General features: G+C 55.5%; 26 protein-coding genes and 2 pseudogenes. 10 read left to right on the top strand and 18 right to left on the bottom strand.

The genetic code is table 11. The features are described 5' to 3' along the window. Positions 1-215: 215 nt before the first annotated feature. The 7 genes from BM132_RS26135 to BM132_RS26105 form a co-directional block, all read right to left on the bottom strand. On the bottom strand, positions 216-1,370 hold the full coding sequence (locus BM132_RS26135; protein ID WP_092459699.1) for a M20 family metallopeptidase: 1,155 nt from the start codon (positions 1,368-1,370) through the stop codon (positions 216-218). After that, positions 1,367-2,791 carry a M20 family metallopeptidase gene (locus BM132_RS26130; RefSeq protein ID WP_092459697.1) on the bottom strand — a complete coding sequence of 475 codons (1,425 nt, stop codon included), beginning with the start codon at positions 2,789-2,791 and terminating at the stop codon, positions 1,367-1,369. Before BM132_RS26130 ends, BM132_RS26135 begins: the two co-directional genes overlap by 4 nt. After that, the gene (locus BM132_RS26125) at positions 2,788-3,777 is read right to left on the bottom strand and encodes an ABC transporter ATP-binding protein (RefSeq protein WP_092394445.1); all 990 of its coding nucleotides are present in this window, start codon (positions 3,775-3,777) and stop codon (positions 2,788-2,790) included. The genes BM132_RS26130 and BM132_RS26125 overlap by 4 nt, the downstream gene beginning before the upstream one ends. After that, the gene (locus BM132_RS26120; RefSeq protein WP_092459695.1) at positions 3,774-4,790 is read right to left on the bottom strand and encodes an ABC transporter ATP-binding protein; all 1,017 of its coding nucleotides are present in this window, start codon (positions 4,788-4,790) and stop codon (positions 3,774-3,776) included. Before BM132_RS26120 ends, BM132_RS26125 begins: the two co-directional genes overlap by 4 nt. 16 nt (positions 4,791-4,806) lie before the next feature. After that, positions 4,807-5,709 carry an ABC transporter permease gene (locus BM132_RS26115; protein WP_092394439.1) on the bottom strand — a complete coding sequence of 301 codons (903 nt, stop codon included), beginning with the start codon at positions 5,707-5,709 and terminating at the stop codon, positions 4,807-4,809. 9 nt (positions 5,710-5,718) lie between these two features. Continuing rightward, positions 5,719-6,636 (bottom strand): ABC transporter permease, encoded by a 918-nt coding sequence (locus BM132_RS26110; protein WP_024077467.1) that lies wholly within the window; start codon positions 6,634-6,636, stop codon positions 5,719-5,721. A 104-nt stretch (positions 6,637-6,740) separates the two neighbouring features. Then, positions 6,741-8,261, bottom strand: coding sequence for an ABC transporter substrate-binding protein (locus BM132_RS26105; protein WP_092459693.1), 1,521 nt, complete (start codon positions 8,259-8,261; stop codon positions 6,741-6,743). 185 nt (positions 8,262-8,446) lie between these two features. Here BM132_RS26105 and BM132_RS26100 point away from each other — a divergent pair, with 185 nt between their 5' ends. Continuing rightward, positions 8,447-9,364, top strand: a complete 918-nt coding sequence (locus BM132_RS26100; RefSeq protein ID WP_092459691.1) for a LysR substrate-binding domain-containing protein — start codon at positions 8,447-8,449, stop codon at positions 9,362-9,364. Between the two features lie 73 nt (positions 9,365-9,437). On the opposite strand, the gene BM132_RS26095 is transcribed toward BM132_RS26100, so the two are convergent. Beyond that, positions 9,438-10,526, bottom strand: a complete 1,089-nt coding sequence (locus BM132_RS26095; RefSeq protein ID WP_092459689.1) for a GlxA family transcriptional regulator — start codon at positions 10,524-10,526, stop codon at positions 9,438-9,440. A gap of 98 nt (positions 10,527-10,624) precedes the next feature. On the opposite strand from BM132_RS26095, the gene BM132_RS26090 reads away from it, so the two are divergent. From BM132_RS26090 to BM132_RS26060, 7 genes and pseudogenes are all read left to right on the top strand, one after another. Then, positions 10,625-10,870 (top strand): transporter substrate-binding domain-containing protein, encoded by a 246-nt coding sequence (locus BM132_RS26090; protein ID WP_256244324.1) that lies wholly within the window; start codon positions 10,625-10,627, stop codon positions 10,868-10,870. A 38-nt stretch (positions 10,871-10,908) separates the two neighbouring features. After that, positions 10,909-12,336 carry an amidase gene (locus BM132_RS26085; RefSeq protein WP_092459688.1) on the top strand — a complete coding sequence of 476 codons (1,428 nt, stop codon included), beginning with the start codon at positions 10,909-10,911 and terminating at the stop codon, positions 12,334-12,336. Next, a complete protein-coding gene (locus tag BM132_RS26080) occupies positions 12,336-13,568 on the top strand; it encodes a D-amino acid dehydrogenase (protein ID WP_092459686.1) in 1,233 nt (410 codons plus the stop codon). The genes BM132_RS26085 and BM132_RS26080 overlap by 1 nt, the downstream gene beginning before the upstream one ends. A 25-nt stretch (positions 13,569-13,593) precedes the next feature. Then, entirely contained in the window at positions 13,594-13,962 is a 369-nt protein-coding gene (locus BM132_RS26075) for a RidA family protein (protein ID WP_092459684.1), read from the top strand. A gap of 25 nt (positions 13,963-13,987) precedes the next feature. After that, positions 13,988-14,461: pseudogene (locus BM132_RS26070) on the top strand (putative phage tail protein); the annotation flags it as partial. Positions 14,462-14,472: 11 nt separating this feature from the next. After that, positions 14,473-14,677: pseudogene (locus BM132_RS29030) on the top strand (phage tail protein); the annotation flags it as partial. A gap of 507 nt (positions 14,678-15,184) precedes the next feature. Beyond that, a complete protein-coding gene (locus BM132_RS26060; protein WP_177218221.1) occupies positions 15,185-15,610 on the top strand; it encodes a phage tail assembly chaperone in 426 nt (141 codons plus the stop codon). A 29-nt stretch (positions 15,611-15,639) separates the two neighbouring features. Here the strand turns inward: BM132_RS26060 and BM132_RS26055 are convergent, their stop codons facing one another. Together BM132_RS26055 and BM132_RS26050 are read right to left on the bottom strand one after the other, a co-directional pair. Beyond that, positions 15,640-16,464 (bottom strand): serine aminopeptidase domain-containing protein, encoded by an 825-nt coding sequence (locus BM132_RS26055; protein WP_092459680.1) that lies wholly within the window; start codon positions 16,462-16,464, stop codon positions 15,640-15,642. After that, a complete protein-coding gene (locus tag BM132_RS26050) occupies positions 16,461-17,594 on the bottom strand; it encodes an acyltransferase family protein (RefSeq protein ID WP_092459678.1) in 1,134 nt (377 codons plus the stop codon). The genes BM132_RS26055 and BM132_RS26050 overlap by 4 nt, the downstream gene beginning before the upstream one ends. Positions 17,595-17,677: 83 nt before the next feature. Between BM132_RS26050 and BM132_RS26045 the strand changes: the two genes are divergently transcribed. After that, positions 17,678-18,103 (top strand): cell wall hydrolase, encoded by a 426-nt coding sequence (locus tag BM132_RS26045; protein ID WP_092459676.1) that lies wholly within the window; start codon positions 17,678-17,680, stop codon positions 18,101-18,103. Continuing rightward, positions 18,100-18,615 (top strand): lysis system spanin subunit, encoded by a 516-nt coding sequence (locus BM132_RS26040; RefSeq protein ID WP_092459673.1) that lies wholly within the window; start codon positions 18,100-18,102, stop codon positions 18,613-18,615. The genes BM132_RS26045 and BM132_RS26040 overlap by 4 nt, the downstream gene beginning before the upstream one ends. 59 nt (positions 18,616-18,674) lie before the next feature. Here the strand turns inward: BM132_RS26040 and BM132_RS26035 are convergent, their stop codons facing one another. The 8 genes from BM132_RS26035 to BM132_RS26000 form a co-directional block, all read right to left on the bottom strand. Continuing rightward, positions 18,675-19,082, bottom strand: a complete 408-nt coding sequence (locus tag BM132_RS26035) for a PIN-like domain-containing protein (RefSeq protein WP_092459671.1) — start codon at positions 19,080-19,082, stop codon at positions 18,675-18,677. Further along, positions 19,079-19,771 carry a MerR family transcriptional regulator gene (locus tag BM132_RS26030; protein WP_092459669.1) on the bottom strand — a complete coding sequence of 231 codons (693 nt, stop codon included), beginning with the start codon at positions 19,769-19,771 and terminating at the stop codon, positions 19,079-19,081. Before BM132_RS26030 ends, BM132_RS26035 begins: the two co-directional genes overlap by 4 nt. Positions 19,772-20,369: 598 nt before the next feature. Next, positions 20,370-20,579: a hypothetical protein gene (locus tag BM132_RS26025; protein WP_092459667.1), complete on the bottom strand. Its 210-nt coding sequence runs from the start codon at positions 20,577-20,579 to the stop codon at positions 20,370-20,372. A 55-nt stretch (positions 20,580-20,634) separates the two neighbouring features. Further along, positions 20,635-20,865: a hypothetical protein gene (locus BM132_RS26020; RefSeq protein ID WP_092459664.1), complete on the bottom strand. Its 231-nt coding sequence runs from the start codon at positions 20,863-20,865 to the stop codon at positions 20,635-20,637. A 5-nt stretch (positions 20,866-20,870) separates the two neighbouring features. Continuing rightward, on the bottom strand, positions 20,871-21,098 hold the full coding sequence (locus tag BM132_RS26015; RefSeq protein WP_092459707.1) for an excisionase: 228 nt from the start codon (positions 21,096-21,098) through the stop codon (positions 20,871-20,873). A gap of 32 nt (positions 21,099-21,130) precedes the next feature. Further along, on the bottom strand, positions 21,131-21,328 hold the full coding sequence (locus BM132_RS26010) for a DUF4224 domain-containing protein (protein WP_092459662.1): 198 nt from the start codon (positions 21,326-21,328) through the stop codon (positions 21,131-21,133). A 447-nt stretch (positions 21,329-21,775) separates the two neighbouring features. Beyond that, entirely contained in the window at positions 21,776-23,668 is a 1,893-nt protein-coding gene (locus BM132_RS26005; RefSeq protein ID WP_092459705.1) for a tetratricopeptide repeat protein, read from the bottom strand. A gap of 480 nt (positions 23,669-24,148) precedes the next feature. Continuing rightward, on the bottom strand, positions 24,149-24,994 hold the full coding sequence (locus tag BM132_RS26000; protein WP_143092394.1) for a hypothetical protein: 846 nt from the start codon (positions 24,992-24,994) through the stop codon (positions 24,149-24,151). Positions 24,995-25,094 lie beyond the last annotated feature (100 nt).

Here is a 25,094-nt window from a genome sequence, read left to right as displayed (position 1 = left end):
GCGGTGGTTGAGTCACATGGATGTTGGGCTTGCTGGCCTCATCGCGAGCAGGCTCGCTCCCACATGTTTTTTGTGTTGTGTGCAGATGCTGTGAACACCCGCGGCCCCTGTGGGAGCGGGCTTGCTCGCGAAGGCGGTGGTTCAGCTACATAGAGGCTGGACGTGTGTCCTGCTGTTGTTCTTGCTTTGGACTTTGATCTCGACGCCCCGTTATCTCAACTGCTCTCACCAACAGCCAGAATGGTCGCCACCAAGGCCTGGGCGCGAGGCACCAGCGTGTCCAGTTCCAGGTATTCGCGATCGGTGTGGACCTTGCCACCCACCGGGCCGAGGCCACACAGGGTGGGAATGCCCAGGCTGGCGGTGAATCCGGAGTCGGCGCAACCGCCAGTGAACTCGCCTTCGACGCTGAAACCCAGCGCCAGCGCTTGTTGTTGGTAGATGTGCAGCAGCCGTTCGCTGTGCTGGGCTTCCATGGGTAGAAAGGTCGTCGCTTCCTTGAGAATGGCGTGGGTGCCGATCAGTTCTTCTTCGGCGACGATGGCCAGGATTGCGGTAAAGATTTGATCCCAGTGCTTGAGTTCGATAAAGCGCACGTCCAGCCGGGCCGAGGCGCTCGGCGCGACGGTGTTGCTGGACGTGCCCCCGGATATCAGGCCAACGTTAGTGGTGATGCCTGCCGGGTAATCGGTCAAGGCATGCAGCTTGACGATCTTGCGTGCCAGGGCCTCGATGGCGCTGGCTCCGTCGGCATGGTTGACCCCAGCATGGGCCGCGCGGCCGAAGACTTCGATGATCAGCGTGGCGCCACCTTTGCGGGCGCTGACCACGTTTCCACTGGCACGGCCGGGTTCGGTATTGAGCACGGCGCGGGCGGCACGGGCGGCGTGTTCGATATGGATTCTGGCGCTACCGGAGCCAATTTCTTCGTCACCGGTGTACAGAACCTGCACCGGATAGGGCAACGCCCCAGCGCGCTTGAGTGCCTTGAGCGCGAAGCAATTGAGCACCAGGCCGCCTTTCATGTCGGCGACGCCGGGGCCAAAGGCGAGGTTGCCATCGCAGCTGTAGCCGCGCGTCGCGGTGGTGCCTTGGGGGAACACCGTGTCGCGATGGCCCAGCAGCAACACTGGCTTTCCAGATTCGCCTGGTACTTCGGCCAGTAGCACGTCGCCAAAACCCTCCACCGGCATGCGCTTGAGCAGGATGCCGTCGGCTTCCAGTTCAGCCGCGAGCAGCGCCCCCACCGCGTCGACGCCCGCTTTGTCATAGCTGTTGGAGTCGGTGTCGACGAGACGCTGCAGTAGCGCTTCCATGGCCTGGCGCTGGTCGGCAAGCCAGTCCAGCGCCTGTTGTGGCGTGGCGCTCATTGTGCCTGCTCCCGCGACTGATGTTCCTGGGTCAGGCGTGCCGCATCGTTGCCCAGGTCCCAGAATAGCCCGGCCATGATTTGCAGGCTTTCCTTGACCACCGGTGCCAGCAAGTGCTCGTTCGGCGCATGTTGTGAGCAGGCCGGGTACGAGTGCGGCACCCACAATGTGGGCAGGCCGAGCACGTCCGCGAACACATCGTTGGGCAGCGAGCCACCGAGGTTTGGCAGCAGCGCAGGTTTTTTGCCGGTGGTCTGTGCCAAGGAGCTGAGCGCCCAACTGACCCATGGACTTTGCGGGTCCAGCCGAGTGGCATGCATCACGTCGATGCGGCTTTGCTTGACCTCGACATTGCTGAAACCATGAGCATCCAGGTGGGCGCGCACCGCCGGGATGAAGGTCGTGTAGTCGCTGTTCACCACGAAGCGGATATGGCAATGGGCGTTGGCCTTGCCGGGGATCGCGTGCACGGGGGCGTCCGGGTTGCCGGTCTTGAAGGCGATGACGTCGAGGGTGTTCCAGCCGAACACTTTTTCGCTCAGCGAGAGTTCCGGGTTGCCCCAGTTGGCGTCGATCTGCGGATCGCCCGGTCCGCCACCGACGTCGATATCGGCCAGTGCCTGGCGAACCGGCTCAGGCAGTGTCTCGGGCATCAGGCCCGCCACTTTCACCCGACCGTGTTCATCGACCATGCTCGCGATAGCATTGGCCAGAATGATGCCAGGGTTGGCCAGCAACCCGCCCCAGTTGCCAGAGTGATGAGCGCCTTCGCGCAAATTGACCACCAGCTCGAAGTTGAACACCCCGCGTGAACCGAGAAAAATCGTCGGTCGTGAGGCCGCCAGGCGCGGGCCGTCCGAGGCGATGAAAATATCCGCGGCAAGCTCTTCGGTGTGGGCGGCACAGAACGCATTCAAGCCCGGTGAGCCTTCTTCTTCGCCCATTTCCAGCAGCAGTTTGACGTTGAACCCCAGCTTGCCGTCGCGCGCCTTGAGCGTTTGCTCCAGCGCGGTCAGGTTGATCAGGTGCTGGCCTTTGTTATCCGCCGTGCCGCGGCCGTACCAGCGATCGCCTTCAGCAACGACCTGCCACGGCGACAGGCCTTCACGCCACTGCGCTTCATAGCCGCGCACCACATCACCGTGGCCGTAGCTGAGCACGGTCGGCAGTTCTGGATGTTCAATGCGCGTGGCGATCATGAAGGGGCCGCGCTCTGCCACCGTGTTGTCGTAGATCTTGACGCTGAAGCCCATCGCCTCGACATGCGGGGTGATGAAGTCATTAAGGTAGCGATACAACTCGGGCCGGCTGTCCGTTGCCTGGCTTTCGGTGTGCAAGGCGACGCTACGTTCGAGCAGATTGAAAAATGCGCCGTTATCAAACTGCTCTGTGGTGTTGCTGATGGCCAGTGAACGACTCATGAGTGGACGAGCTCCAGTGTTTGGGCAGGATTGTCGTGAAGGTGACAACGCACGTTGCCGCCGATAATCGGCTCTTTGGCCGGGTAGGCCGTTTTGCAGGGGGCGAAGCAGCTCGGGCAGCGCGGATGGAAGGCGCAACCGGGCGGCGGTGACATCGGATTGGGGAAGGAACCGTGCAGGCCGATATCGGGAATGCCCAGGCGCGGGTCGGGCGTGAGCACCGAATCCAGCAAGGCGCGGGTATACGGGTGGCCAGGTTTGGCGAACAACGATTCGCGAGTGCGTTCTTCGACGATGCGCCCCAGGTACATCACCGCGACCCGATCGGCGAGGTGTTCGATGACCGCCAGGTTATGGCTGATCAGTAGATAGGTCAGGCCGAATTCGCGCTTGAGGTCTTGCAGCAGGTTGAGAATCTGCGCCTGCACCGACACATCCAGCGCCGAGGTGGGTTCGTCGCAGATCAACACATCAGGGCGCATGATCAACGCCCGGGCAATGGCCACCCGTTGCCGTTGGCCGCCAGACAGTTGGCTCGGATAGCTGTCGATGACCCGTTTGGGCAGGCCGACCACATCGAGCATCTCTTCGGTCTTCTTGCGCCGCTCGGCGGGGCTGCCAATGTCATGCACGATCAGCGGCAGGGTCACGATTTCGCGCAGCGTCTTGCGTGGGTTCAGCGAGGAATACGGGTCCTGGAATATCGGCTGGATGTGCCGGGACATTGCCTTGCGATCAGTCGCCGCCAGATGTTTGCCATTGACCAGCACATCGCCGCTGGTGGGCGGTAACAGACCGAGCAACATCTTTGCCAGGGTACTTTTTCCGCAACCGGACTCGCCTACCAGACCGAGGGTCTCGCCACGCATCAGGCGCAGGGAAACGCCATCGACGGCCTTCAGGGTGGCGGCGGGTTTGAAAAAGCCCTTGTTGATCCGAAACTCGCGACGGATGTCGCACAGCTCCAACGCGATGTCTTTTTTCATGACCGTGCACTCTCCTGAAGGCGAATCGGTGCCGGGTCCGGTGCGGCGAACAGGCAGCGCGCCATGTGGCCGTCCTGTTCGACTTCTGGGATGTCTTGCGCGCAGGCCGCTATCGCCTGGGCGCAACGATTGCGGAACGCACAACCTTGCTGTTCGCCCACCAGGCTCGGTACCAGCCCTGGAATCGAACCCAGCGCCGCACCCGGTTGGGTCCGGCCAGGGATTGGAATACTGGCCAGCAGACCACGGGTGTACGGATGCTGTGGGTTTTCGAACAGTTGCAGGGCAGGGGCGGTTTCGACGATTTCCCCGGCATACATCACGGCGACCCGATCGGCGATCCGTGCCACCAGCCCAAGGTCGTGGGTGATGAAAATCACCGCCAGGCCGAACTCTTTCTGAATGTCGCGGATCAAGCGCAGGATCTGCGCCTGGATGGTCACGTCCAGTGCCGTGGTGGGTTCATCCGCGATGATCAGGTCCGGTTCGCACATCAGCGCCATGGCGATGATCACCCGCTGGCGCAAACCGCCAGACAGTTGATGCGGGTACTGGCGCAAGCGTTCGGTAGCGTTGCTGATACCGACTTTCTCCAGCATCTGCGCGGCGCGCGCCAGGGCATCCTTGCGTGACACCTTGCGATGCTGAGTCAGCACTTCGCTGAGCTGATCGCCAATGCTGTAGGCCGGGTTCAGCGAGGTCATCGGTTCCTGGAAGATCATCGCCAGCCGGTTACCGCGCAGGTCGCACATGCGCCGCTCGCTCTGGCCGAGCATGTCGATGCCGTCCAGCGTCAGCCGGGACGCGGTGCGTTTGGCCTTGCGGGGCAACAGGTCCATCAGCGCCAGCGAGGTCAGGGATTTACCACAGCCGGATTCGCCGACGATACACAGCATTTCCCCGCGCTCGACTTCAAAATCCAGACCGCGCACGGCATGCAGCATGTCATCTGGCGTCGGGCTGTTGCCCATGGGGATGTCCACGCGCAGGTTTTCAACATGGAGTAGTGCCATTGTTCGGTGCCCTCTATCAATTGCGGCCGTCGGGCAGGATCAGATCGCGCAGGCCGTCGCCGACCAGGTTGATGCCCAGCACCAGAACCATCAGGGCGACGCCGGGAATGGCGATGACCCATGGGGAAAAGAACATGTAGGGTTTGCCTTCAGCGATCATCAAACCCCAGGACGGCGTCGGCGGTTGCACGCCAACCCCGAGGAACGACAAGGCCGACTCCAGCAGGATCGCGTGGGCCATTTCCAGCGTCGCGACGACGATCAGCGCGCCGACCAGATTGGGCAGAATTTCACTGACCAGAATGCGCAGGGTCGAGCAGCCAAGCGCCTGGGCCGAGGCCACATATTCAGCATCGCGAATCTGTTGCACCGAAGCCCTGACCACCACCGCGAAGCGATCCCATAACAGGCAGCCGAGCAGCACGATGACCACTTTCAGTGAGCCGCCCATCAGCGAGGCCGAGGCCAGCGCGACCATCACCACCGGCATCGCCAGCCGGGTGGTGATCAGGTAGCTGATAAACGCATCGACCTTGCCGCCGTAATAACCGGCCAACAGCCCCATGACGGTGCCGATAAAGCCGGAAATCAGCGCCGCCGCAATGCCGATGAACAGCGAAATACGTGCGCCGTAGAGCAGTCGCGACAGGTAGTCACGGCCCAGCTTGTCGGTGCCCAGGACGTATTCCCAGGTGCCGTTGGCCATCCATACCGGCGGTTTCATGCGCAGCATCACGTCTTGCGCATAAGGGTCGTAAGGTGCCAGCCACGGCGCGAACAGCGCACCGGCGAAGATGATCAGCAACAACACCGCGCCGATGGCGAAACCACGATGACGAAAGCTCTTGCCGAGTACTCGGCTCAGGCTGCTCGGGGGTGGCAGGTAGTCATTGATCGCGAGGGTCGTGGGGGTGCTCATGTAAGCCTCCTAGCGCACGCGAATGCGCGGGTCGAGCAGTGCGTTGAGCACATCGGCCAGCAAGGTGAGGATGATGTAGATCACTGCAATCAGCAGGACCACGGCCTGTACCACCGGAAAGTCGTCACGGGCGATAGCGTCCCAGGCGAGTTGTCCGATGCCTTGCAGGGAGAACACGGTTTCGATCACCACCGAACCGCCGAGCATGAAGCCGAACTCCACCGCCGCCAGCGCGACGACCGGAATCAAGGCGTTGCGCAGGGCGTGCTTGAACAGCACACGGGCAGGGCGCAGGCCCTTGGCGCGGGCGGTGCGGATGTAATCGGAACTGAGTACATCCAGCATGCCTGCGCGGGTCAGACGCATGATTGCCGGCGTGGCGTAGTAGCCCAAGGCGATGGCTGGCATGACGAAGTGCAGCAGGGTCGAGTTGCCGGACACCGGCAGCCATTTGAGCGTCACCGCGAACACCACGATCAACATCAGCGCAAACCAGAAACTTGGCATGGCCTGACCCAGCACCGCGATGCTCAAGGCCAGTCGATCAACCCAGGTGTCGCGTTTGACCGCCGCCAGCACGCCCAGTGGAATCGCCACCAGCAAGGCGATACCCAGCGCCATGGCACCTAACCCGAGGGTAATCGGCAAGCGGCTGGCAACAAGGTTGTAGACCGACTCCTGAAAGAAAAAAGAGTTGCCCAGGTCCAGCCGCAGCAAATCGCCCAGCCAGTTGAAGTACTGGGTCGGCAGCGGTTTGTTCAAACCGTACTGCACGCGGATCTGTTCGATCTGTTCGCTGGTGGCTTCCGGTCCGCCAATGGCTGTGGCCAGGTCGCCGGACAGGTGCAAAAGAGAAAAGCTGATCACCGACACGGTAATGGCAACGCAAATTGCGATGCCCAGGCGGCGCAGAAGGAATCCAAGCATGGCAAGTTTCCTCGTATCCAATGGATGACAGGTGTGAGGAGGGGCCCGTGGTGCGGGTTTGTTCGCAGCCACGGCACCTCTCGATCAATCCGCTCGGTGGCGGATTACTTCCAACTGGACTGAACGAAACGCGGCAGCTCATCCGGGTACGGCGTGAACGCGAGTTCGGCGGTGTAGGCGTAGTTCATCGAGTAGTTGAACATCGGCGCCCAGTACGCCTGTTCGCTGATGCGCTGCAACGCCTTGCGGTAGTTGTCCTTGCGCACTTGCGGGTCGAGGGCGTTATCGGCGGTCTGCAACCAACCCTGGACTTGCGGGTCCTTGATGTTGTCGTCCGGATTGCCCTTGAACCAGGTGCCGGCCGACGCCGAGGTGTCGAGGATCGAAAACGAGCCCCAGGCCTGAAACGACATCGGCACCTTGCCTCCCCGTTGCTGATCGCGCAGGGCGGCGTACTTCAAGTAACGCAGCTTGGCGTTGATGCCCACAGCACGCAGGTTGCCGATGATGGCTTCGACGTAATCACGGTCGCGATAAGCGAAGATTTCGGTTTCGAAGCCATTTGGGTAACCGGCTTCGGCGAGCAGCGCCTTGGCCTTGGCCGGGTCATAGTCGTAGACCGTGGCCGCGGTGGTATCGCAGCCGAACTGACCTGGATAACAGGCAACCTGCAAAGGTTTGGCTTCGCCGCCCACCAATTGCGTGGCCAGCGCATTGCGGTTGATCGCATGGTTGATGGCCTGACGCACTTTGAGGTGCTTCATCGGCGAGTTTTCCGAGGAAGTGCCCCGAGCATCAAGAATCAGGAAGCCGATGCGCATGGTTTCGCCGCTGCTCACGGTCAGGTTCGGCATGCCTTTGAGGTCGACTGCCTGATCCGGGGTCACACGCCAGGTCCAGTCGACACCATCGGTCATCAACTCGGCCAGGCGGGTTTCGGCATCCGGGATCACGCGAAATTTCAGGTGACCGATATGGGGCTTGCCTTGTGGACTGTCCGGGAAGTAGTCCTTGTTGAGCTCCATGGTGACGCCTTCGCCAGCCACCACCGATACGGCTTTATACGGCCCGGTCCCGATTGGCTTGCGGCTGAATTCGGCCAGGCCGACCTTCTCGAAGTACTGTTTGGGGAACATCGGAACGGCGTTGGACAGGTATTCCAGCGCCGGAGGGAAAGGCTTCTTCAAATACAGGCGGACGCTGTAGTCACCGGTTTTTTCGGCGCTCTTGATCCAGTCTACGTTTTGCACGGTAACGACTTTCGATTCTGGCGACACCACGTAGTTGAGGGTGAACACCACGTCGTCGGCGGTGAAGGCGTCGCCGTTGTGAAATTTGACGTCTTTGCGCAGATCAAAGTCGATGGTGGTGTCGTCGACCTGTTTCCAGCGGGTGGCCAACATGGGTTTGTATTCACCGCTGCTGGGGTCGCGGTAGATCAGGTTGTCCCAGATCAGCCGGCCAAGAATCACGCCTTCGCGTAAATCGTTGTGATAGGGGCTGATGTTCTCAGGCTCGCTGTCGGAAGCGTAAACCAGGGTGTCGTTGGCTTTACCGGCGTGAGCCGGAAGACTGCTGATGAGGCCCATCAGCGCAATACTGCAGGCGAAACCTTTGATGCCCATGCCGTCGTCTCCGTTGGCGAGAGTGGTTGAATCAAAGGGCAGCGAATCGCAAACGCGCAAAGAAGGAAAAAAGATCGGCTCGTGTTTTTTTTGGTCTGGACTCGAATGTAGGGAAAGGCTATCAATGCCACAAGAATAATATTTCGATACTTTCTTTGCCGAAAAGGCAAACCTTGGGGGCGCCAATGCAGCTGTATGGTGTGCAGTCCACGGCACTGCGCTATTTTCTTGAAGTAGCGCGATGCGGATCGATCAGCGAAGCCTCGGTACGGCTGAATGTCGCCGCGTCCGCGGTGAGCCGGCAAATTTCCAAGCTGGAGTTGGCCTTGGATGCCAGCCTGTTCGAGCGCCGTGCCCGAGGCATGGTGCTGAGCGAGGCGGGGACGCGACTGGCGGCTTATGCGCGCAAGTCGCAGCTTGAGGCCGAGCAGGTGGTGCTGGAAATTACCGAGCTGCATGGCTTGCAACGAGGTCATGTGCATGTTGCCTGCTCGGAAGGGTTTGCACTGGAATACATGCCCAGCAGCATTAGCGCGTTCAGGCGTGAGTATCAGGGCATTCATTTCACATTGGAGGTCTGTGCGCCTGCGCAAGCGACGGAGAAGGTGCGTTCCGGCGAAGCCGATCTGGCGATGACCTTCAGCCTGACGCCGCAGAAGGAAATCAAGGTCGAACATGTCCTGGGCGGGGCGATTTTTGCCGTGGTCTCCAATTCCCATCCTTTGGCCGGGCGTGAATCTGTCAGCCTCGCCGAGTTGCAACCCTGGCCCATTGCGCTCCCCAAGGCCGACACCACGATACGGCAACTGTTCGACATCTGTTGCGGTGTACAGGGCTTGTTGTTCGACCCGGTGTTGACCACTAATTACGTTGCCTCGCTCTATAGCTTCGTCCGCGAAGAGGGCGGTATCAGCCTGGCCAGCGAAATGACCTTGCACAAGCAGGTGGCGGACAAGGCACTGCAATGCTTGCCGATCCTCGATGAGGGCATGCAGGCGCGGCGCATCGAACTGCAAAGCATGGCGGGACGCAATTTACCGGCGGCGGTGTCTGCGTTCAGGGATTTTCTTATCGCTGAGCTGGCGAAAACGAAGGGCCGTTGAAAAAGGACGAGATAGGCGGGCGCACGGTTCCCCAGGAATGGCGTTGTACATAGAGTTAGGGTCACTTGCGGCGTTATTTTCCATCTTGTTGCATCAGGACCTTGCGTAACTTCCCCGGCGACAGGCCAAACAGGCTCTGAAAATGTCGAATGAAATGAGGGGCATCCGCGAAGCCGCATTCAAAAGCGATCTCACCGATCTGACGGTCGGAACTCACGAGGAGCCATCGGCCGAACCTGAGCCGGACCTGGCGATAGAACTGGGCGGGGCTGTTGTTGGTTTCAGCGACGAACAGGCGTTCCAATTGCCGTTTACTGGTGCCGACCAGGTGCGCAATGGCCTCGATCTCCAGAGGTTCGGCCATGTGTTTTTCCATCAACATCACCGCTTCATGCAGCCGCCGATTGGACGAGCTGGCGTACCCGAGTGCCTTGCGCCGATCGACGAAGCTGCTGGACGTGTTCTTTGCCACCGTCATCTGATGCACAACCTTGCCTGCCCGATCCGGCCCGCAATGCAGGCCGATCAGGTGAAGGGCCAATTCGATCACTGAAACACCGCCCGCGCAGGTGATCCGGTCTCGGTCGATCAGAAAGTCTCTGTTGATGACAAAGCGCAACGAGGGAAACAGCCGCTTCCAATCGTCGCCATGATAGGCGTGGACACACGCCGTTCGCCCCTCCATCAGGCCATATCGCGCGAGCACGAAGCTGCCGGTGCACAGGCCGATCAACGGCACCTGTGCGGCGGTCGCCTGATGCAGGAACGCGGGATAGGTTTTCGGCACCGCTTCGATGGAATCGAGCAATCCCCCAATGACCACGATGTAGTCGAAGTGCTCTGGGGCAGCGAGTTCGCTGTCGATGGGCACGTCCAGCCCGCTGCTGGACATGACTCTTTGCCCGGGTGTGCCGAGTACTTTCCATTGGCAGCGTATGGGGCGGCTTTGATCACCGGTATCGGCGGCATGCCGCAATGCATCGGTCAAGCCTGAGAGTGACAGTAACGGAAAGCGGGGCCATAGCAGGATGCCAATGGACAGCTCGCTGGCGCCGCGGCGGACGGGCGGATGACGGGCGTGACCGCGGTCGAGCTCGCTCACCAGGCTTTGCTGAAGCGTAGCTGGCTCTTCATCACCAGAATGTCGTAAATGTTCAATCATTCGTGCAAAGCATCCAACTGTCTATGCCGCCGATCCCACTACGATGGGCCCATACGAAACGTTCTGCTGCCACCACTATAACGAGCGAGGAACATCCGATGAAGAGATCAAACACTCAGCGTTTTTCCGGTATTTGTGCCGGTTTTCTGCTGTCTATGCTGGCTGCGGCACCGGTGTTCGCCTTGGAAACGGTAGAGCCGGGAAGCCTGACCATCGCTTTCAGTGGTGATATGCCGGGCACAGGATATCAAGACGGTCGGATGGTCGGCTATGACGGTGAAATTATTCAACAAATTTCCGAAAGCCTGGGGCTTAAGATCAAGCCGGCATTGATGGAATGGTAGTTGATGCTGCGGACACAAAACCATTCGAGGTTGAACATATGAACACCCTGGATCGAACCGCTTCCCACAGCATTGGCCAGTTGCAGCAAGCGCTTGAGGCTGGAACGCTCACCAGTGAGTCCCTGGTTTGCGCGCAACTGGAGCGGATCGAGCACTTCAACGGTCAACTCAATGCTTATGTCGAGGCCTATCCCCAGCGTGCGCTCGGTGCCGCCATCGCGGCCGATCGGCAGCGGGCTGCGGGCGTCAAGCTGGGGCCATTGCACGGTATTCCGGTCGCGATCAAGGATTTGTTCGAGATTGACGGTAAGGCCATCACCGGTGGCTCGCTGGCACAGAAGCCGCGTATCTCGGGGCTGACCGCCACGGCCGTCCAGCGACTGGAACGCGCCGGTGCGATCATTATGGGTAAGACCCACACCGTTGAATTCGCTTTCGGGGGGTGGGGCACAAATGCGGTGATGGGCACGCCGTGGAACCCCTGGGATCGAGAAGTGCATCGTGCTCCCGGGGGTTCCAGCAGTGGTTCGGCGGTGGCCGTGGCTGGCGGGTTGGCCAGCGCGGCGTTGGGCACCGATACCGGCGGCTCGGTGCGGATTCCTGCGGGTATGTGTGGCCTGGTCGGGCTGAAAACCACGCGTGGGTTGATCAGCCGCCACGGTTTGATTGAGTTGTGTCCATCGCTGGATTCGGTGGGGCCCATTACGCACACCGTCGAAGACGCGGCGTGGATGCTTGATGCTCTGCTGGGGCCGGATCCGCTGGATCCGGTTTCGGCCAAGTCGCCGGTATTCAGCGCCGCGGCGGGCTTGAATCGTCCTGTGGCTGGTCTGCGCATCTGGGTGCTGCCACAGACCGAACGAGTACACATCGCGCCCGGCGTATTGGCCGCGTATGACCGGGGGCTTGAGCAATTGGCGGCACTGGGCATGCACCTGATCGAACAGCCGCTCCCGACTTCGCTGGACCAGTGCATGCGTGTCGCCGGTGGCCTTATGAGCGCCGAAGGCTACGCCAGCCTTGGCAGTTTGTTCGAGCGCGGTGATCTGCGCTTCGATCCTCATGTGCAGCGTCGGGTGCTGAGCGGACGGGCCATCGACGCGGCGGCTTATATCCATTTGCACACTCAGCGACGTGTTGCCCGTCAAGCCATGGATGAAGCCATGTCCAATGTCGATGCCTGTGCGTTTCCGACCAACGCCATTGGCAGTGTGCCGTTAAGTCAGATCGATGAACATGGCACGCCGCTGGCTTTGCTCGGGCGTTTCGCCAACCTGCTCAATCTCTGTTCAGTGGCGCTGCCGGTGGGCTTCGACGAGCAACGCATGCCGGTCTCGATGCAGATCGTCGGTCGTGCTTTCGCCGAACCCTTGGTCCTGCGGATAGCCCACGCTTACCAGCAAGTCAGTGATTGGCACCAATTGCGGCCTGTGGGCTGGGATCTGTCGGACAGGGTGGTGGCGTAATGGAGATCTGTGTAGTCGGTGCCGGCATCGTCGGATTGAGCAGTGCCTGGTTTTTACACAAGGCCGGTCATCACGTCACCGTTATCGATCGGGCGGGAGGGCCTGGCATGGGGGCCAGCGCTGCCAATGGCGCACAATTGAGTTACAGCTATGTACAACCGCTGGCTGATCCCTCCCTGCTCCCGGGCATTGCGAAGTTGCTGTTGGAGCGCAACGGACCGCTGAAGTTTTCGCCGCAATGGAACGTGGAGCAATGGCGCTGGTGTGTTGAGTTTCTCGCGGCCTGCCGCACGTCCGTTTCGCGTCAGACCACAGTCGAGTTGCTGACGTTAGCGCATGAAAGTCGGCTGGCGCTGGACGAATTCATCAGTCAGGAAAAGGTGCAATGCGACTTCGCCCGTAGCGGAAAACTGGTGCTATACCCTGATGCTCAAAGCCTGCGCAAAGCCAGCGAGCAGGTGCAATTCCAGGCTGGTCAAGGCGCCAGGCAACAAAAAATAGTCGGCCCCGAACAAGCCGTATCGATCGAACCGGCACTTGAGGGCTACAAGAAGGCGTTTCACGGTGCGATCCATACCGACAGCGAATGTGCGGTCGACGGGCGCAAATTGTGTGAGGAGCTTGCGCGGCTATTGAGCGAGCAGGGGGTGCGTTTTCTGTTCGACAGTGAGGTTAGCGGTTTCCAGCGTGAGCGCGGGCGCATCACCGCGTTGCAGATACACCACGCCATCGAAGGCCCTGGTCTTTTAGGCGCGCAGGCCGTCGTGCTGGCGGCTGGCGCTTACAGTGCGGGGTTGTTATCAGCGTTCGGTGTGCGCATGCCGGTCTACCCGCTCAAGGGCTACAGCATTACGTTGCCGATCACCGATGCGATGAATGCACCGACGGTCAGCGTCACCGACATGCGGCGCAAAACGGTGTTCGCACGGATCGGTGACCGCTTACGCGTCGCGGGGATGGTCGAGTTGTGTGGACTGGATGCATCGATTCCCGCCAAGCGTATCGAGCAACTGAAAACCTCGACGCAGGCATTGTTCGGCCTGAAAGCTAACGCCGTTGATTGCCAGCCTTGGACGGGCTGGCGTCCGGCGACCCCCACCGGGCGGCCGATTCTGGCCGTCAGCGGTTGTGACAACCTGTACGTCAATTGCGGCCAGGGTGCGCTGGGCATGACCTTGGCGTTTGGTAGCGCTCAACGTCTGGTCCGATTGATCGACGGCACAGCGTCTTAACTTTCTCAATTCATGGAGTAAACCGATGGCCACGATTCAACGTTTTCAAAGCAGCGCGCGGATGTCCGGTGTAGTCAGTTGCGGCGATCTGCTCTACCTCTCCGGCCAGGTGCCCACTGATCTGCAAGCCGGCATCGAAGAACAGACGCATCAGGTGCTGGCCAAGATCGAGGCTCTGTTGACACTAGCGGGCAGCGACAAGGGACAACTTTTGAGTGCACAGATCTGGTTGAAAGATATTGAGCGTGATTTCGCGGCAATGAATTCGGTGTGGGACGCCTGGCTACCCACGAACAGTGCTCCGGCACGGGCCACTGTCCAGGCACGTCTGGCGCGGCCTGAGGTGCTGGTGGAAATCATGGTTATAGTCGTAAAACCTGCTGCTGGTGTTTGAGAGGGCCGGGCCGACGCTTTCTTAGTTCTCTCGTCTTGATGCCCGAGCAGTGGACCTTCTGAATGAGATGGACCCCTTCGGCGTGAGCGAGCTGGTGCCGGACTGGGAGCAAATCATGGGGTTGCCTGACCCTTGCCTAGGTATAAACCCGGCGTTCGAGGATCGGCGCCTTGCCGTTCGCCGTCGCCTGGTCGAAGTGGGCGGGCAAAACAAGGCCTACTTCATCGAGATCGCAGTAGGTCAGGGATACCCAGACGCCACGATCACCGAACACCGCGCTCCCCGTTTTGGTCGGTCTCGCTTTGGCTCTGCGCATTTTGGCACCTGGAGCGCCCAGTTCATGTGGACGCTCAATACGGGCGGGCGGCAAAGGCTGGGGCGTCGATTCGGCGTCAGCTACTGGGGGGAGCGCTTCGGCACCAACCCGGGCAACCCACTCGAATGCACTATCCGGCGTCCGGCACCTGCGCACACCGTCGTTCAAATCAATTATGACTGAGAGGTAGAAACGTGGATTATCCGATTAGCGTGCCAAGCGTTGGGTTGGTGGGCGGAAAATTTGTGGACGAGGATCCAGTTGCCGGTACGCCGGGATCGTTAATTCCATCGGCCTGGGGCAACGCGGTCACTGACGAAATATTAAACGTCATAATTGAGGCAGGCCTGACGCCAACTGAGGGGGAAAACGATCAGCTCAAACAGGCCATAGCCGCGATCATCGCCGCTCATACGACCACACAGCAAGCCACGCAGGTGGAAGCCGAAGGCGGTACAGATAATACAAAGTGGATGAGTCCGCTTCGGGTATTCCAGGCCATCAATAAGGTTATTGTTCAGGCGACAGAGACAGTTCTCGGCAAGGCGAAAGTTGCTACTCAGATCCAGGTTGACGCCGGCCTAGATGATGCAACTTTCGTAACTCCAAAAAAATAAGGTGGGGGTTCAACGCTATTTTTGGCATCAATGGAGGTGTCGCGTTCCCGTCTTGGTTGGGGGGCTGGATTATTAACTGGGGCTTCCAGGCGTCGGCAACATCCGAGACTATTGTTTATCCTATAGCATATACAACGAGAGCTTATGGGATATTCTGTCAGTACACTCACGCAACGCCAGTTAGTGTGTCTCATAATATTACTCCAAAAAACCTCGCTATATCTGGTTTGACGTCCGTCCCGTTCGTTTCAACAGTCGCCAATGAATTTCAATGGTTTGGATTTGGAAAATGAAAACATTTTATAGTCCGTCTACCGGGTCAATATATTTCCAGTCGGTTCACACTGATATGCCGAAGGATGTAATTTCAATTGATGCGGAAACAATAGATAAGGTGATATCCAATCCACCCTTAGGAAAGGTTAGAAAACACCTTGAAGATGGCACACCTTATCTCGAGGATCGAGTTTTCAGCATGGACGAACTAGCCGCGCGAGAAAGATCATGGCGAGACTCCGCTCTTAGCGAAATACTCTGGCTACGCGAACGTCACCGGGACGAGGAAGAAATGCAGGTATCACCCACTATGACAGCAGAGCATTATGCTCAGCTGTTGGAGTACCTGCAATCGCTGCGAAATTGGCCGCAAGCTTCTGGATTCCCAGAGGAGGGCCGGCGTCCCGTTTCACCTTCCTGGATGGATGACTATGCCTAAGAGTGTCGCCCTCAGCGTCATGGCGGGAACTACTTAGGGGCAGACATTTGATCTTCTGTCTTAGCAAGCTTCTGCTGCTGAGTCAGGGCCCATGCAGCGGCCATTTCATGCTCGCTTGTCGAATGCCCTTTCTTTGGTGTCAGTATTGCCGTCAGATCCACAGCGTATGGATTTCCAACCTTCGTTACTCCAGCAATCAACGATAAGGTTTCCGCCGTTCCAACCCTGTCGTCGTTATTATTGATCTGGATAAATACGTGTTTCTTCGAAAGAACCTGGTAATAAGGCGCCAGCGTGTACACCGTTTTATTGGCTTTCGAGTTCTCGAACTCTCGCAAGCGGAATACATCGGTGACTGGCGCCATGGCGATGATTGAAGTGATGCTCGGTATTTCGGCGGATGCCTTTATCGCGATGTAACCGCCACGAGATATACCAAGGACGGTGATTTCTTCCAGGCGAGCCTTATGTTTTTCCGCAATATCGCCAAGCACAGACTTTAAGTTATCGATATAGCTGTCGAAAATGTTGTAGCTGTTTTCGTCGGCTCTCGCTCGCCAGCAGTTCAGGCCGCTTCCTTCTTTTTTATTTATATCCTTGCCGTGGCATGGGACATCTATAGCCGCTACGCTATAGCCCTTGGAAGATAAAATTTCTCCAATAGGGCTGTAAGTATTGGTCATTGATTCTTTTATGTCGGTTGTAGCAATAATTAGGAGAGGCCCGTTCGGTGTGCCCTGGTGATATCCGTACTCAACGCCTGATTTTGTTATCTCAATGGTGTAATCATTTGCCGATGCTATAGCAGGAAGCATCATCGTTAAGGTGAAAGTGATACTTTTTAAGTAGATCATTTTGAGGTAACTAGTCTCTTGGTGTTCAGGGCAAGTGAACGGATAAGCTGCTTGTTCTCGGCGTAGTGGGCAATTAGTTTTGCGGCTGCAATTGATATTGCAATAGTTAGCGCGCCGACTATTATTGACCTTGCCACTGATCCATAAATATATTGCTGAGTAGCGCCGAGAATGAACAGCATTATGGGGAAGTGAATCACGTAAAGAGTGTATGAATATCCTGCTTGATTATGGAATAGTGCGGGGAATCTGGCGCCGCCACCCATAATAAGTGCCATGAAGGAAGCGAACCACAAGCCAGAAATCAACCGGAAATGATTCATTCGATCCAGCCATATTCCATTGCCAAGCGGCTCTGCGAACAGCACTAGCGCGACGGCCAGCGCGACGGCGGCAGTAAATAACACAAACAACCAACCGAATAACTTGTTATTCATTTGTGGCGTGCGCTGGTGCATGAACGCCAGGGCGAACCCAGAGAACCATATCGGAGCCAGCATATAAAATAACTGATTCTTGCGCGTGACAATGACGGTGACTACCAAAAGAGCGATAGCCGCTGCCTTTCGCGAAGGCCACAAAAATAAAGCGGCAGCGACGACGTAATACCAAGCTTCAATCGACAGGCTCCATAGGGGGCCGTTTGCGGTTGGTGTTGTAGTTTTGAATTCGTTCAGAAATACCAATGCACCGAACAACTGTTTCGCGATTGCAGTGAACTCGGCTCTCACGAATTTAGCGCCAGGTATCGACAGCAGTTGTTGAGTCCCAGAAGGGAAAACTAACGGTGCGAGGGCAGCCAGCAGAGCGATCAGGATGATTGCTACAACCAGAGGTGGATAAAGCCTAAGCGCTCTGTCTCTCGCATACTGTCCGATGCTGAAACCAAGATTCTTTGCGATATTGTTGCAGACCGATTTTCCTATGAGGAAACCACTCAGTACGAAGAACACCATCACAGACAGTTGAGTAAAGAACCCAACGAAAACCGAGCCTGCCTTTAGGGTCGGCAACAGAATCGTTTGGTTTGTGTGGCCGAGCAGCACCACCAGTGCAGACAGAGCGCGGATCGAGTCCAGTTGCTGCGATTGGTCAGGAGTGATACGAGACAAAGTCAGTTTCCATTTCATTGATTGTGTCGAGCCCTGCGCATCATACGGGGTGACACTATGCCCGCCTAGCTGCGGGCTTTTTTTCGCCTGGAGAAAAGTTTATGACCGCAACCGAGAAGGATCGCGACATCCTCGCGCGCACGCTGTACGGGGAGGCAAGAGGCGAAGGTTTCGCCGGCCAAGTGGCCGTGGCCTGCGTCATCCGCAACCGAGTGAACGACGGCAAGGCCAAGTCTTGGTGGGGTGAAGGCTATGCCGGCGTCTGCCTGAAGCCCTACCAGTTCAGCTGTTGGAGCAAGAACGACCCGAACTATCCGTACTTAAGCGGCGCGAAGGAGATCCCGCCAAAGCAGTTCGCCCAGGCGCAGCGGGCGGCGGATCTGGTGATCTCCGGCCAGGAGCCCGACATCACCCGCGGCGCGACCCATTACTACGCGACCACCATGCCGAAGCCGCCGGCCTGGGCCAAGGCCGCAACCCAGACCCTGCGCTTGGGGCACCACATTTTCTTCAAGGACGTGCCATGACTCCTGCCACGCTGAAGCTGATGATCGCCAGCATTGCCGTGGCGTTGATCCTGGCAATGAGCGCGACATGGAAGGTTCAGGGCTGGCGCTACGGCAAGCAGTTGGCGGAGCAGGCTGGCCTACACCAGTCCGACCTGGACAAGATCAGCAGCGCGGCCGCGGCCCAGGTTCAGGCAGATCAGGGCAAACGTCACGCCCTAGAGCAGCGACTGTCGGCCAGCGAACAAACCCATTACAGGAAATTGAGCGATGCCCAACGTGACCAAGATCGCCTGCGCGATCGCCTTGCTACCGCTGATGTCCGGCTGTCAGTCCTCATTGCCGAGGATTCAGCCAGTTGCAACGCAGTGCCTTCCACCGCCGGCCCCGTCGGCGTGGTTCATGGAGCCCGTCGAGCCCAACTTGACCCAGCGCATGCTCAACGAATTATCAGAATCACCGACGACGGCGACCGGGGAATTATCGCGCTGAAGGCCTGCCAGGCGTATGTCCGAGAAGTGAATCAGCGGTAGGCCTGATCAGATCCGCACCCTGGTTGCACATAATAAAAAGCCCGGCGCTGGGCCGGGCTCTAAATTTTCAACTGTTCAAACTTTCCGGGTGCAGTAAATCGCCAAGCAACCCTAAAGGCGGCACCGCCGCTTATTAGTTCTGATTGTTGAATTATTGACGGCCACCATTTGACAAGGTTTTGCGCTTTGCTCCAATAGGACTCTTGCCCCCATTGCTTCGCCAGGCAAAAAATTGGCAAGCCGCATTCGCGAAAAGCCTTCCGCTCCGCATCGCCTTTGGTGAACTTGTCTTGCGATACCACAGTCCAGCGCCCGTCAGCTTTCAACTCTGAAATCCAATCGATATCGCTAGCGTTCTGCTTGAACTTATCCCTGAGGGCTACTACCTGGTGCCCCTCTAGCTGGCATAGCTCATGAAGGGCTCGTGCTATTGCAGGCGGGAGATTGTTATCAATCAGAAAATTCAAGCAGCAATCCTATGCTCAAAGGTTACTGCTGCATCCACTGCCGCAGTCGGGATTTCGAAAATTAATGAAACGCGTTTAGCGTCCTGACCTTCTGCCAAATACGCATGGTAAATAGACGCTGTATCTACACCCGTGGAGGATAAGACTGGCTTACCAAAGTTGCGATTTGGGTCCAGTACGATTGCCTTGCTTCGCTTGACTGGATACCAGCGCTGCGCCCTTCCTTCTCCTGTATAATCGATTCCCTCATAAAGTGACGGACCGATTACCTGCCTGAATGCATATTGCCGCTTTGCAAGGTCGAGAATTGCTTCGTCGCCGGTTTCGTCAAAGACCGTCGCAAAGATACTCCTGCCATCGGTTTGGAAGCGCTTGCAGGTGAAAGGGTAGCGCTGATCGAATATCTCTCTGGCTTGCCTGGATGCTGATCGAATTGCCTGAAGGCTTACTCCATGCTTTCGAAAGGCATGCACAAATCTGATTTCTAGAAGGTCGTGGAACCCGAGCAGTTTTTCTTCAGGCGAATCTATTTCTGGTGTCCAAAGCCCAGAATGATCAACCCCCTCAGATTTGTAACCAAACATCCATCTCCGGATATCCTTTGCAGGTATGCCTGTGTACAAGGCCGCCTCTGCTGGCGTATAGATTCCCACCCCAATGAGGCGGCTTGCTGCTTCGATGCTTTTCATATGCCCCCTTGTCCGTGGGTTAACCAAAAAATCCATTTTGGGGATGAACGAGACTTCGTTCAACACATCTTAGACGGACTGCTACGCACAGGGTCACTATTCAGCTGGGTATTTTGTGCATCTGCGCCTACCCAGCCTTGCCCGCACGATCCTTCCCGCCTTCACCTCATCCGCATAGGCTGTCAGCCGACTATCGTTATCATGAAGGATGGCGGGCCGCCCAGCAATCAATGGTGTATGCGTTCCGGCGGTGCTGGGGTCGACGAGCTGCATATGAGGGCTGTCGAGCGCTGGAGGCTCCACCCGCTATCCTCCTCTAGCTGGTCTTGAAGGCAGAAACCCATGGGGTTAGTATGTTTGTACATATTTTGTACAGGTATCAGCAGCATGACGCCCCTGGATAAGATCCTTGCCTGGCATCAGAACTGGTCCATTTTGAATGGAACCGTCAGGGGCAAGCGCTGCGGCGGAGTGCAGCAAGAGGGAGATAGATCAATGCAATTCCCTCATTCCCCAGCGTGCACCCTGTTCGGTGCAAACATCCGACCGTGGGTAGCGCTGGACGATGTAAAGCCTGCGGTTGATAACCATGAGCAGGTCACTCAGGTGTCATCAGGACCGCAAGCGTCATCTTGATGAACTCCTCGTTCTTGTCGATGGTGTCCAGGGCGCCGCGCACGTTATCAGCAACGTCCGCCGATCCACGCGCTTCCACCCTGTTAGAAAGCTCCATGATGGCCGCTTCGAGGGCCAATTGGTTTTCATTGATCTTGAACAACAGGGAAGGGAGCAGGTCTGAGTTGGGCAATTGATGTCCTCCAGTGATGAGGACAGGGTAGCAGTGTGAGTGCAGAGCTAACGATTCAATCCAGTTTAAGCATTTTTGCGAGCAATGGATCATTCGAGTCAATCACGGCTGCTTGGATGTCCACAAAGTACATTCCCCCGGTGATCTCCCCGACGATTTCGCCTTCCTCAATCCATTTTTTCAGCTGCTGGAGACTCGGTTTATTACCTGCATAGCGCAGCTTGCGATACTCGCCGGCTTCCATAAGCTTAGGAAGTCTCACTGTGACCTGAGAGATAATTTTCATGTTCCTTACCCTCTGCGAGCCGCCTCTATCCTCTCAACCAGATTACTTCCAGTCGTCCTATCAAGCTGCGCCGGTTCACGATAGCGAGCATTGGACTCTACATAGTAATTGCGCCCATGCTTGATTGGGAGAGGAATGATTCGGCCTTCGCGCGCCCATTTTCTCAGCGTATTTGAACTGGGTGGGGTTCTGAAGTGATCGTTAGCCCATTCAGTGAGAGTCAGTTTGCTCATGGTGCACCCGACGATAAAGGTGAGATCAAACATTATTTCAATCGAAGCTCTGGGTTCCTCTTGGGCTCGCACTGCCCACCGAGACGGCTGATAACGGCTTGGCGCAACACCTTCGGATGTCCGTCCCCGCCGAGAATAAATGGAAAGGAGTTTTCGCGCAGCCAGCGCGATTGTGTTGCAGGCCGCTCGTAGCCGGTCAGGTCGGCTACCTCATCCCTCGTCAACAGCATCGCACCTCTCCTTGCAGATATCGACCACGGTGAGCGGGAAGGCGGATACAGGAAACGCTACAGGACCACTACAAAAGCTGTCATAGAGCTGGCATAACCGAGCCAAAACCACCCATTCAGGCACAAAAAAGGCACTTGCGATAAACGCTAAGTGCCCGATTTGTAGCGCTAATTTGGTGGCCGGGGTAATCTGAAACGGTAATTTATCTTATTGATTATTATAGTTAATATTAGTTGTGTATTTTTATTGGAATACCAAATGGAATACCTCATGGGATAGCACTCCGTTGACCCCCGCCTGTATTCGATCTGAAAACCTTGCTTCGCATCCATGATAAGCAGTGATCTTCTCGCAGCAGGCGGGACAACGGGCAGCACTCGATCCGAGTCGGAAGGTGGCAACAGGCAGAAACCGGCCAAAAGCGGTCGGTCGCTTCGCCTGCAAAGTTAAGATTTTATAGTCGATTTAGAATTATGCCTTCTATGTTGTGAATAGTTGCTCTTAAGAACATCCACTAGATTTTCAGCCGACTCAATCGCCCAGCGAGCCAAACTACTTGTCAGAAATTTAAATGGCCAACTATGAGGCACATCTTTTAACTCTACAGACTTAGGAATCTTCGAATAAATAGCTTCCTTTTTTCGCGGCGGCGGTACAACTTGCTCGTATCCATTTGATTTGAAATGAACAAACTCATTCCTTATATGGATGACATCCTTAACCTGCTGCCACTCTTTCTGAGAAACTAACCAACCTTCACCATTTAAACAATCAGAAATTTCCTGCCATTTTGTTTCCAAACTCCCTTTTCTTTGATAGTTGAAAGGGCCATCTACCGCAAGCAGCTCTGGGAGATTCAGAGTGCGAATATAGTCATCCTCCTTGTTCTGATGCAAGAAAAAGGAAATTTGATTTATAAACGCCTCCAAATAACACACTGACAGAATCACAGTAGCTAACGCAGAGCTCAGATCATCGTCTTCTAACGCTTTTTTCAGCATTTCTTGCGCTGAAAACATATGAATCGAAGCCATATCAGGAAGCTCGGCAATAGATACCCAGCCGTCATGCATATGATGCTCCATCCACGATCGTCTCAATGAGCCTTCTGGAATCTTCCTAAGTATGAAATCCAGTGGGCAGGGTGTTATCCCCAATAATGAAAACTCTTCATGAATCTCCTCCGCCTCTTCAGATAATCCACCATAAATGTGAGATAGATTGACAGGCTCAAAATCAGCCATCCCGCAACAGTCATTGTAAAGTTTTCCGCTATCACAACCACAGAGGGCTTTGTCACCAATACCAACTTTGTTCAAACCTGCTTCTTTAGCAAGGCTGTTAATATAATCTAACTGGCCCTCTGAGATATGCAGTAGCCTCTCATCATTTAGCTCTACACCAATAGCTTTTGCTTCTGCTAGAATTTTTTTCGCCTGCTTAAACTGCTTCATCTCTGCATAAATGGTTGAAAAATTTCCCAGAGTAGACGCCAAATCCCTCTTATCCCCTATCAATCGACTGATGTACAAATCCTTTCTGTAATAGGCTATTGCTCTGCCATATCTTTTTTCCCTTCGAAAATAATTACCGAGATTGCAATAATTATTTGCCACCCCCTTTAGATCCCCTATTTTAAGCTTGGTGCTAGTGGATAGATTCAACTCCTCCACCCCTTCTTTCTGCTCATTCTCTTCCTCGCTATACAGCTTCTGCAAGGATATATTCGCCCGAGCTCTCCCAATGTGCTCCGCCTCACGCTCAGAAAACTCTTCCAATTTTTTTATTGATTGTTCCCAGCAATCAATGGCCTTCGAATTATCTCCATTTGAAGAAAATGCCTTCCCAGCCTCGATCAGCATGAGTCCGCGATAATGACGATCAACTGCATTGGGTGCAGGTTTACACTCCCAATTGTCGATAATTATTTGAAAGAGTTCACATGCATACTCCGTATAACCTAGCGCTCCATAAGATACTGCCAGCTGATACGACACCTTCTCTGCCAAGTCAATTTTATCGCTACATTCTATCGTTTCCAAGGTCGATATAGCGCTCTTATGCTCTCCTTGGTGCTGATAAGCTACGGCCAAACTAAAAGTAGCATTAATACCGTCTGTTTCTGACAGCCCGTCTACTGCAAGTATAGTTTTAAGTTGCTCTATCGCCGACTCCCTTGTTTCTTTGCTATCCCTCATAGCCTTCAGTCCTGCTTCCTCAATCATATCACTGTAGGTCTTTGATTGAGGAACAGAGGAGTGACCTTGAGATATACAGCACTTCTTAAATTTTTTTCCGCTACCACATTTGCACAATGTATTTCTTCCATTACGGCTCATTAAACCCCCTTAGATTTCAAAAGAAAGACTCCTAAAATTGTTAACTAAAGAAACCTGACTCAATAGATTAACCTCCGTATCACAAACGCATCACAGGTAGCCTTGGATCGAATGCTGATGATGCGTATGTTTTTGTGATGATGAGGGATGGAAAGGGATTCGAAACCCCTTCAAGCTTTCCTGGGCCGCTCCAGTCCATCAAACACTGCGCTTTCTGTCTCAAGCAATGTCGTCCTACGGTCTTTGATGGCCCCTAATTTCGCCCTAAAACCTTTCCGCTAGGCAGAGCCAGCCGTGATCGCATGGAGGGCTCACAGTGACCGCTGGTATCCTATGACAGCAATATACATCTACCGATGGACGACTATCGGCCAAAGGCGGCCATTCAGAACCGGCGCGCTCGTCTTGACTATCAGAACGCTGTTTAAAAAAGGCCTTTCCATCTCACAAATCCGAGTTGGAAAATAAGAAAATATCTGCTTACGGTACGATCAGAGGCTCCGGCCCTTTGCCTATCCAGGCTTTCAATTCCTCAAACTCTGCCAAATTCAGATCTGGAAATAATGATTTGTTGACGCCAATTGTGGTTTCTTGGACCGTATGCCCAGGGAATGCTGTGCTCTTATGATTGAGAATAGCTATCTCTTTAGCGAACTCTTCAAGCCCTGAGTCCAAAGTTTTAAAAAATATTCTGGCGTTAGGATTTGCTATGTTAAGCCAACGCTTCAAGCCTGCCATTCTTGAAATTGTCATTAAGTCCGCTATGGAATTATATGCCCTTTTTTCTGTAGTGACCTGGTCACTTGAAGGCGGTTTAGGTTTTAAAACGTCAGACGCATTGCGATTGCCATAAAGACTTGCGACTCCGCAAAGAGTTATTATGTTGCCTCTCTCAACTTGCGACCGATCGGCAACTTCTCCAATTTTTTCCAAAATTGGGGCTCGCTCTCTCTTTTTTAACTTTTGATAGAGGTTCTCCTGCATGAATTGAACTAACGGCGCGTACCTCTTAAAGTCGCGAGGTTGCTGGTCAGAAGCTGCTGATGCGCTAAGAAGCGTTTCATGTTGGAAGAAATCAATATCGATTTTGGCTTTTTTAAAAAAATCGGGAAGATATTCGATTTCTTTTTTTATACCGTCGAATGCCTCAGATGTTGTTTGTGGAGACCCTTTATTCCCTTCAATCATCGCAAAAAGCAAACTTATAGTTACTCCCTTGCGATCTAGAGATTTGATCCGTGCAATTTTTTCCGGCTTCACATCTTTAAAGTTATCCTTAATCTTTCCGATGATATTTCTGTCGATCATATAAATAGTATTGCTCATTTAAGTCCCTTTTTGCCTGTAAAGTCCGCAAATTTTCTAATTGCTACGGTTCTAAATTTTTCGCAGGTTTTCTACTTTTCCGGTGAGGATGAGGCGTGTA

Source organism: Pseudomonas sp. NFACC45, assembly GCF_900113505.1.
GTDB lineage: Bacteria > Pseudomonadota > Gammaproteobacteria > Pseudomonadales > Pseudomonadaceae > Aquipseudomonas > Aquipseudomonas tehranensis.
This window is presented reverse-complemented; position numbering and strand designations above follow the sequence as displayed.

Bases quoted from the DNA above. Each gene is read 5' to 3' on its own strand.
- BM132_RS26080 (WP_092459686.1), top strand. From the start codon at position 12,336: ATGGAGATCTGTGTAGTCGGTGCCGGCATCGTCGGATTGAGCAGTGCC.
- BM132_RS26105 (WP_092459693.1), bottom strand. From the start codon at position 8,261: ATGGGCATCAAAGGTTTCGCCTGCAGTATTGCGCTGATGGGCCTCATC.
- BM132_RS26090 (WP_256244324.1), top strand. From the start codon at position 10,625: ATGAAGAGATCAAACACTCAGCGTTTTTCCGGTATTTGTGCCGGTTTT.
- BM132_RS26030 (WP_092459669.1), bottom strand. From the start codon at position 19,771: ATGAAAAGCATCGAAGCAGCAAGCCGCCTCATTGGGGTGGGAATCTAT.
- BM132_RS26055 (WP_092459680.1), bottom strand. From the start codon at position 16,464: ATGATCTACTTAAAAAGTATCACTTTCACCTTAACGATGATGCTTCCT.
- BM132_RS26100 (WP_092459691.1), top strand. From the start codon at position 8,447: ATGCAGCTGTATGGTGTGCAGTCCACGGCACTGCGCTATTTTCTTGAA.
- BM132_RS26075 (WP_092459684.1), top strand. From the start codon at position 13,594: ATGGCCACGATTCAACGTTTTCAAAGCAGCGCGCGGATGTCCGGTGTA.
- BM132_RS26135 (WP_092459699.1), bottom strand. From the start codon at position 1,370: ATGAGCGCCACGCCACAACAGGCGCTGGACTGGCTTGCCGACCAGCGC.
- BM132_RS26010 (WP_092459662.1), bottom strand. From the start codon at position 21,328: ATGCTGTTGACGAGGGATGAGGTAGCCGACCTGACCGGCTACGAGCGG.
- BM132_RS26125 (WP_092394445.1), bottom strand. From the start codon at position 3,777: ATGAAAAAAGACATCGCGTTGGAGCTGTGCGACATCCGTCGCGAGTTT.
- BM132_RS26130 (WP_092459697.1), bottom strand. From the start codon at position 2,791: ATGAGTCGTTCACTGGCCATCAGCAACACCACAGAGCAGTTTGATAAC.
- BM132_RS26085 (WP_092459688.1), top strand. From the start codon at position 10,909: ATGAACACCCTGGATCGAACCGCTTCCCACAGCATTGGCCAGTTGCAG.
- BM132_RS26095 (WP_092459689.1), bottom strand. From the start codon at position 10,526: ATGATTGAACATTTACGACATTCTGGTGATGAAGAGCCAGCTACGCTT.
- BM132_RS26040 (WP_092459673.1), top strand. From the start codon at position 18,100: ATGACTCCTGCCACGCTGAAGCTGATGATCGCCAGCATTGCCGTGGCG.
- BM132_RS26000 (WP_143092394.1), bottom strand. From the start codon at position 24,994: ATGAGCAATACTATTTATATGATCGACAGAAATATCATCGGAAAGATT.
- BM132_RS26045 (WP_092459676.1), top strand. From the start codon at position 17,678: ATGACCGCAACCGAGAAGGATCGCGACATCCTCGCGCGCACGCTGTAC.
- BM132_RS26050 (WP_092459678.1), bottom strand. From the start codon at position 17,594: ATGAAATGGAAACTGACTTTGTCTCGTATCACTCCTGACCAATCGCAG.
- BM132_RS26020 (WP_092459664.1), bottom strand. From the start codon at position 20,865: ATGAAAATTATCTCTCAGGTCACAGTGAGACTTCCTAAGCTTATGGAA.
- BM132_RS26015 (WP_092459707.1), bottom strand. From the start codon at position 21,098: ATGAGCAAACTGACTCTCACTGAATGGGCTAACGATCACTTCAGAACC.
- BM132_RS26120 (WP_092459695.1), bottom strand. From the start codon at position 4,790: ATGGCACTACTCCATGTTGAAAACCTGCGCGTGGACATCCCCATGGGC.
- BM132_RS26110 (WP_024077467.1), bottom strand. From the start codon at position 6,636: ATGCTTGGATTCCTTCTGCGCCGCCTGGGCATCGCAATTTGCGTTGCC.
- BM132_RS26005 (WP_092459705.1), bottom strand. From the start codon at position 23,668: ATGAGCCGTAATGGAAGAAATACATTGTGCAAATGTGGTAGCGGAAAA.
- BM132_RS26060 (WP_177218221.1), top strand. From the start codon at position 15,185: ATGAAAACATTTTATAGTCCGTCTACCGGGTCAATATATTTCCAGTCG.
- BM132_RS26115 (WP_092394439.1), bottom strand. From the start codon at position 5,709: ATGAGCACCCCCACGACCCTCGCGATCAATGACTACCTGCCACCCCCG.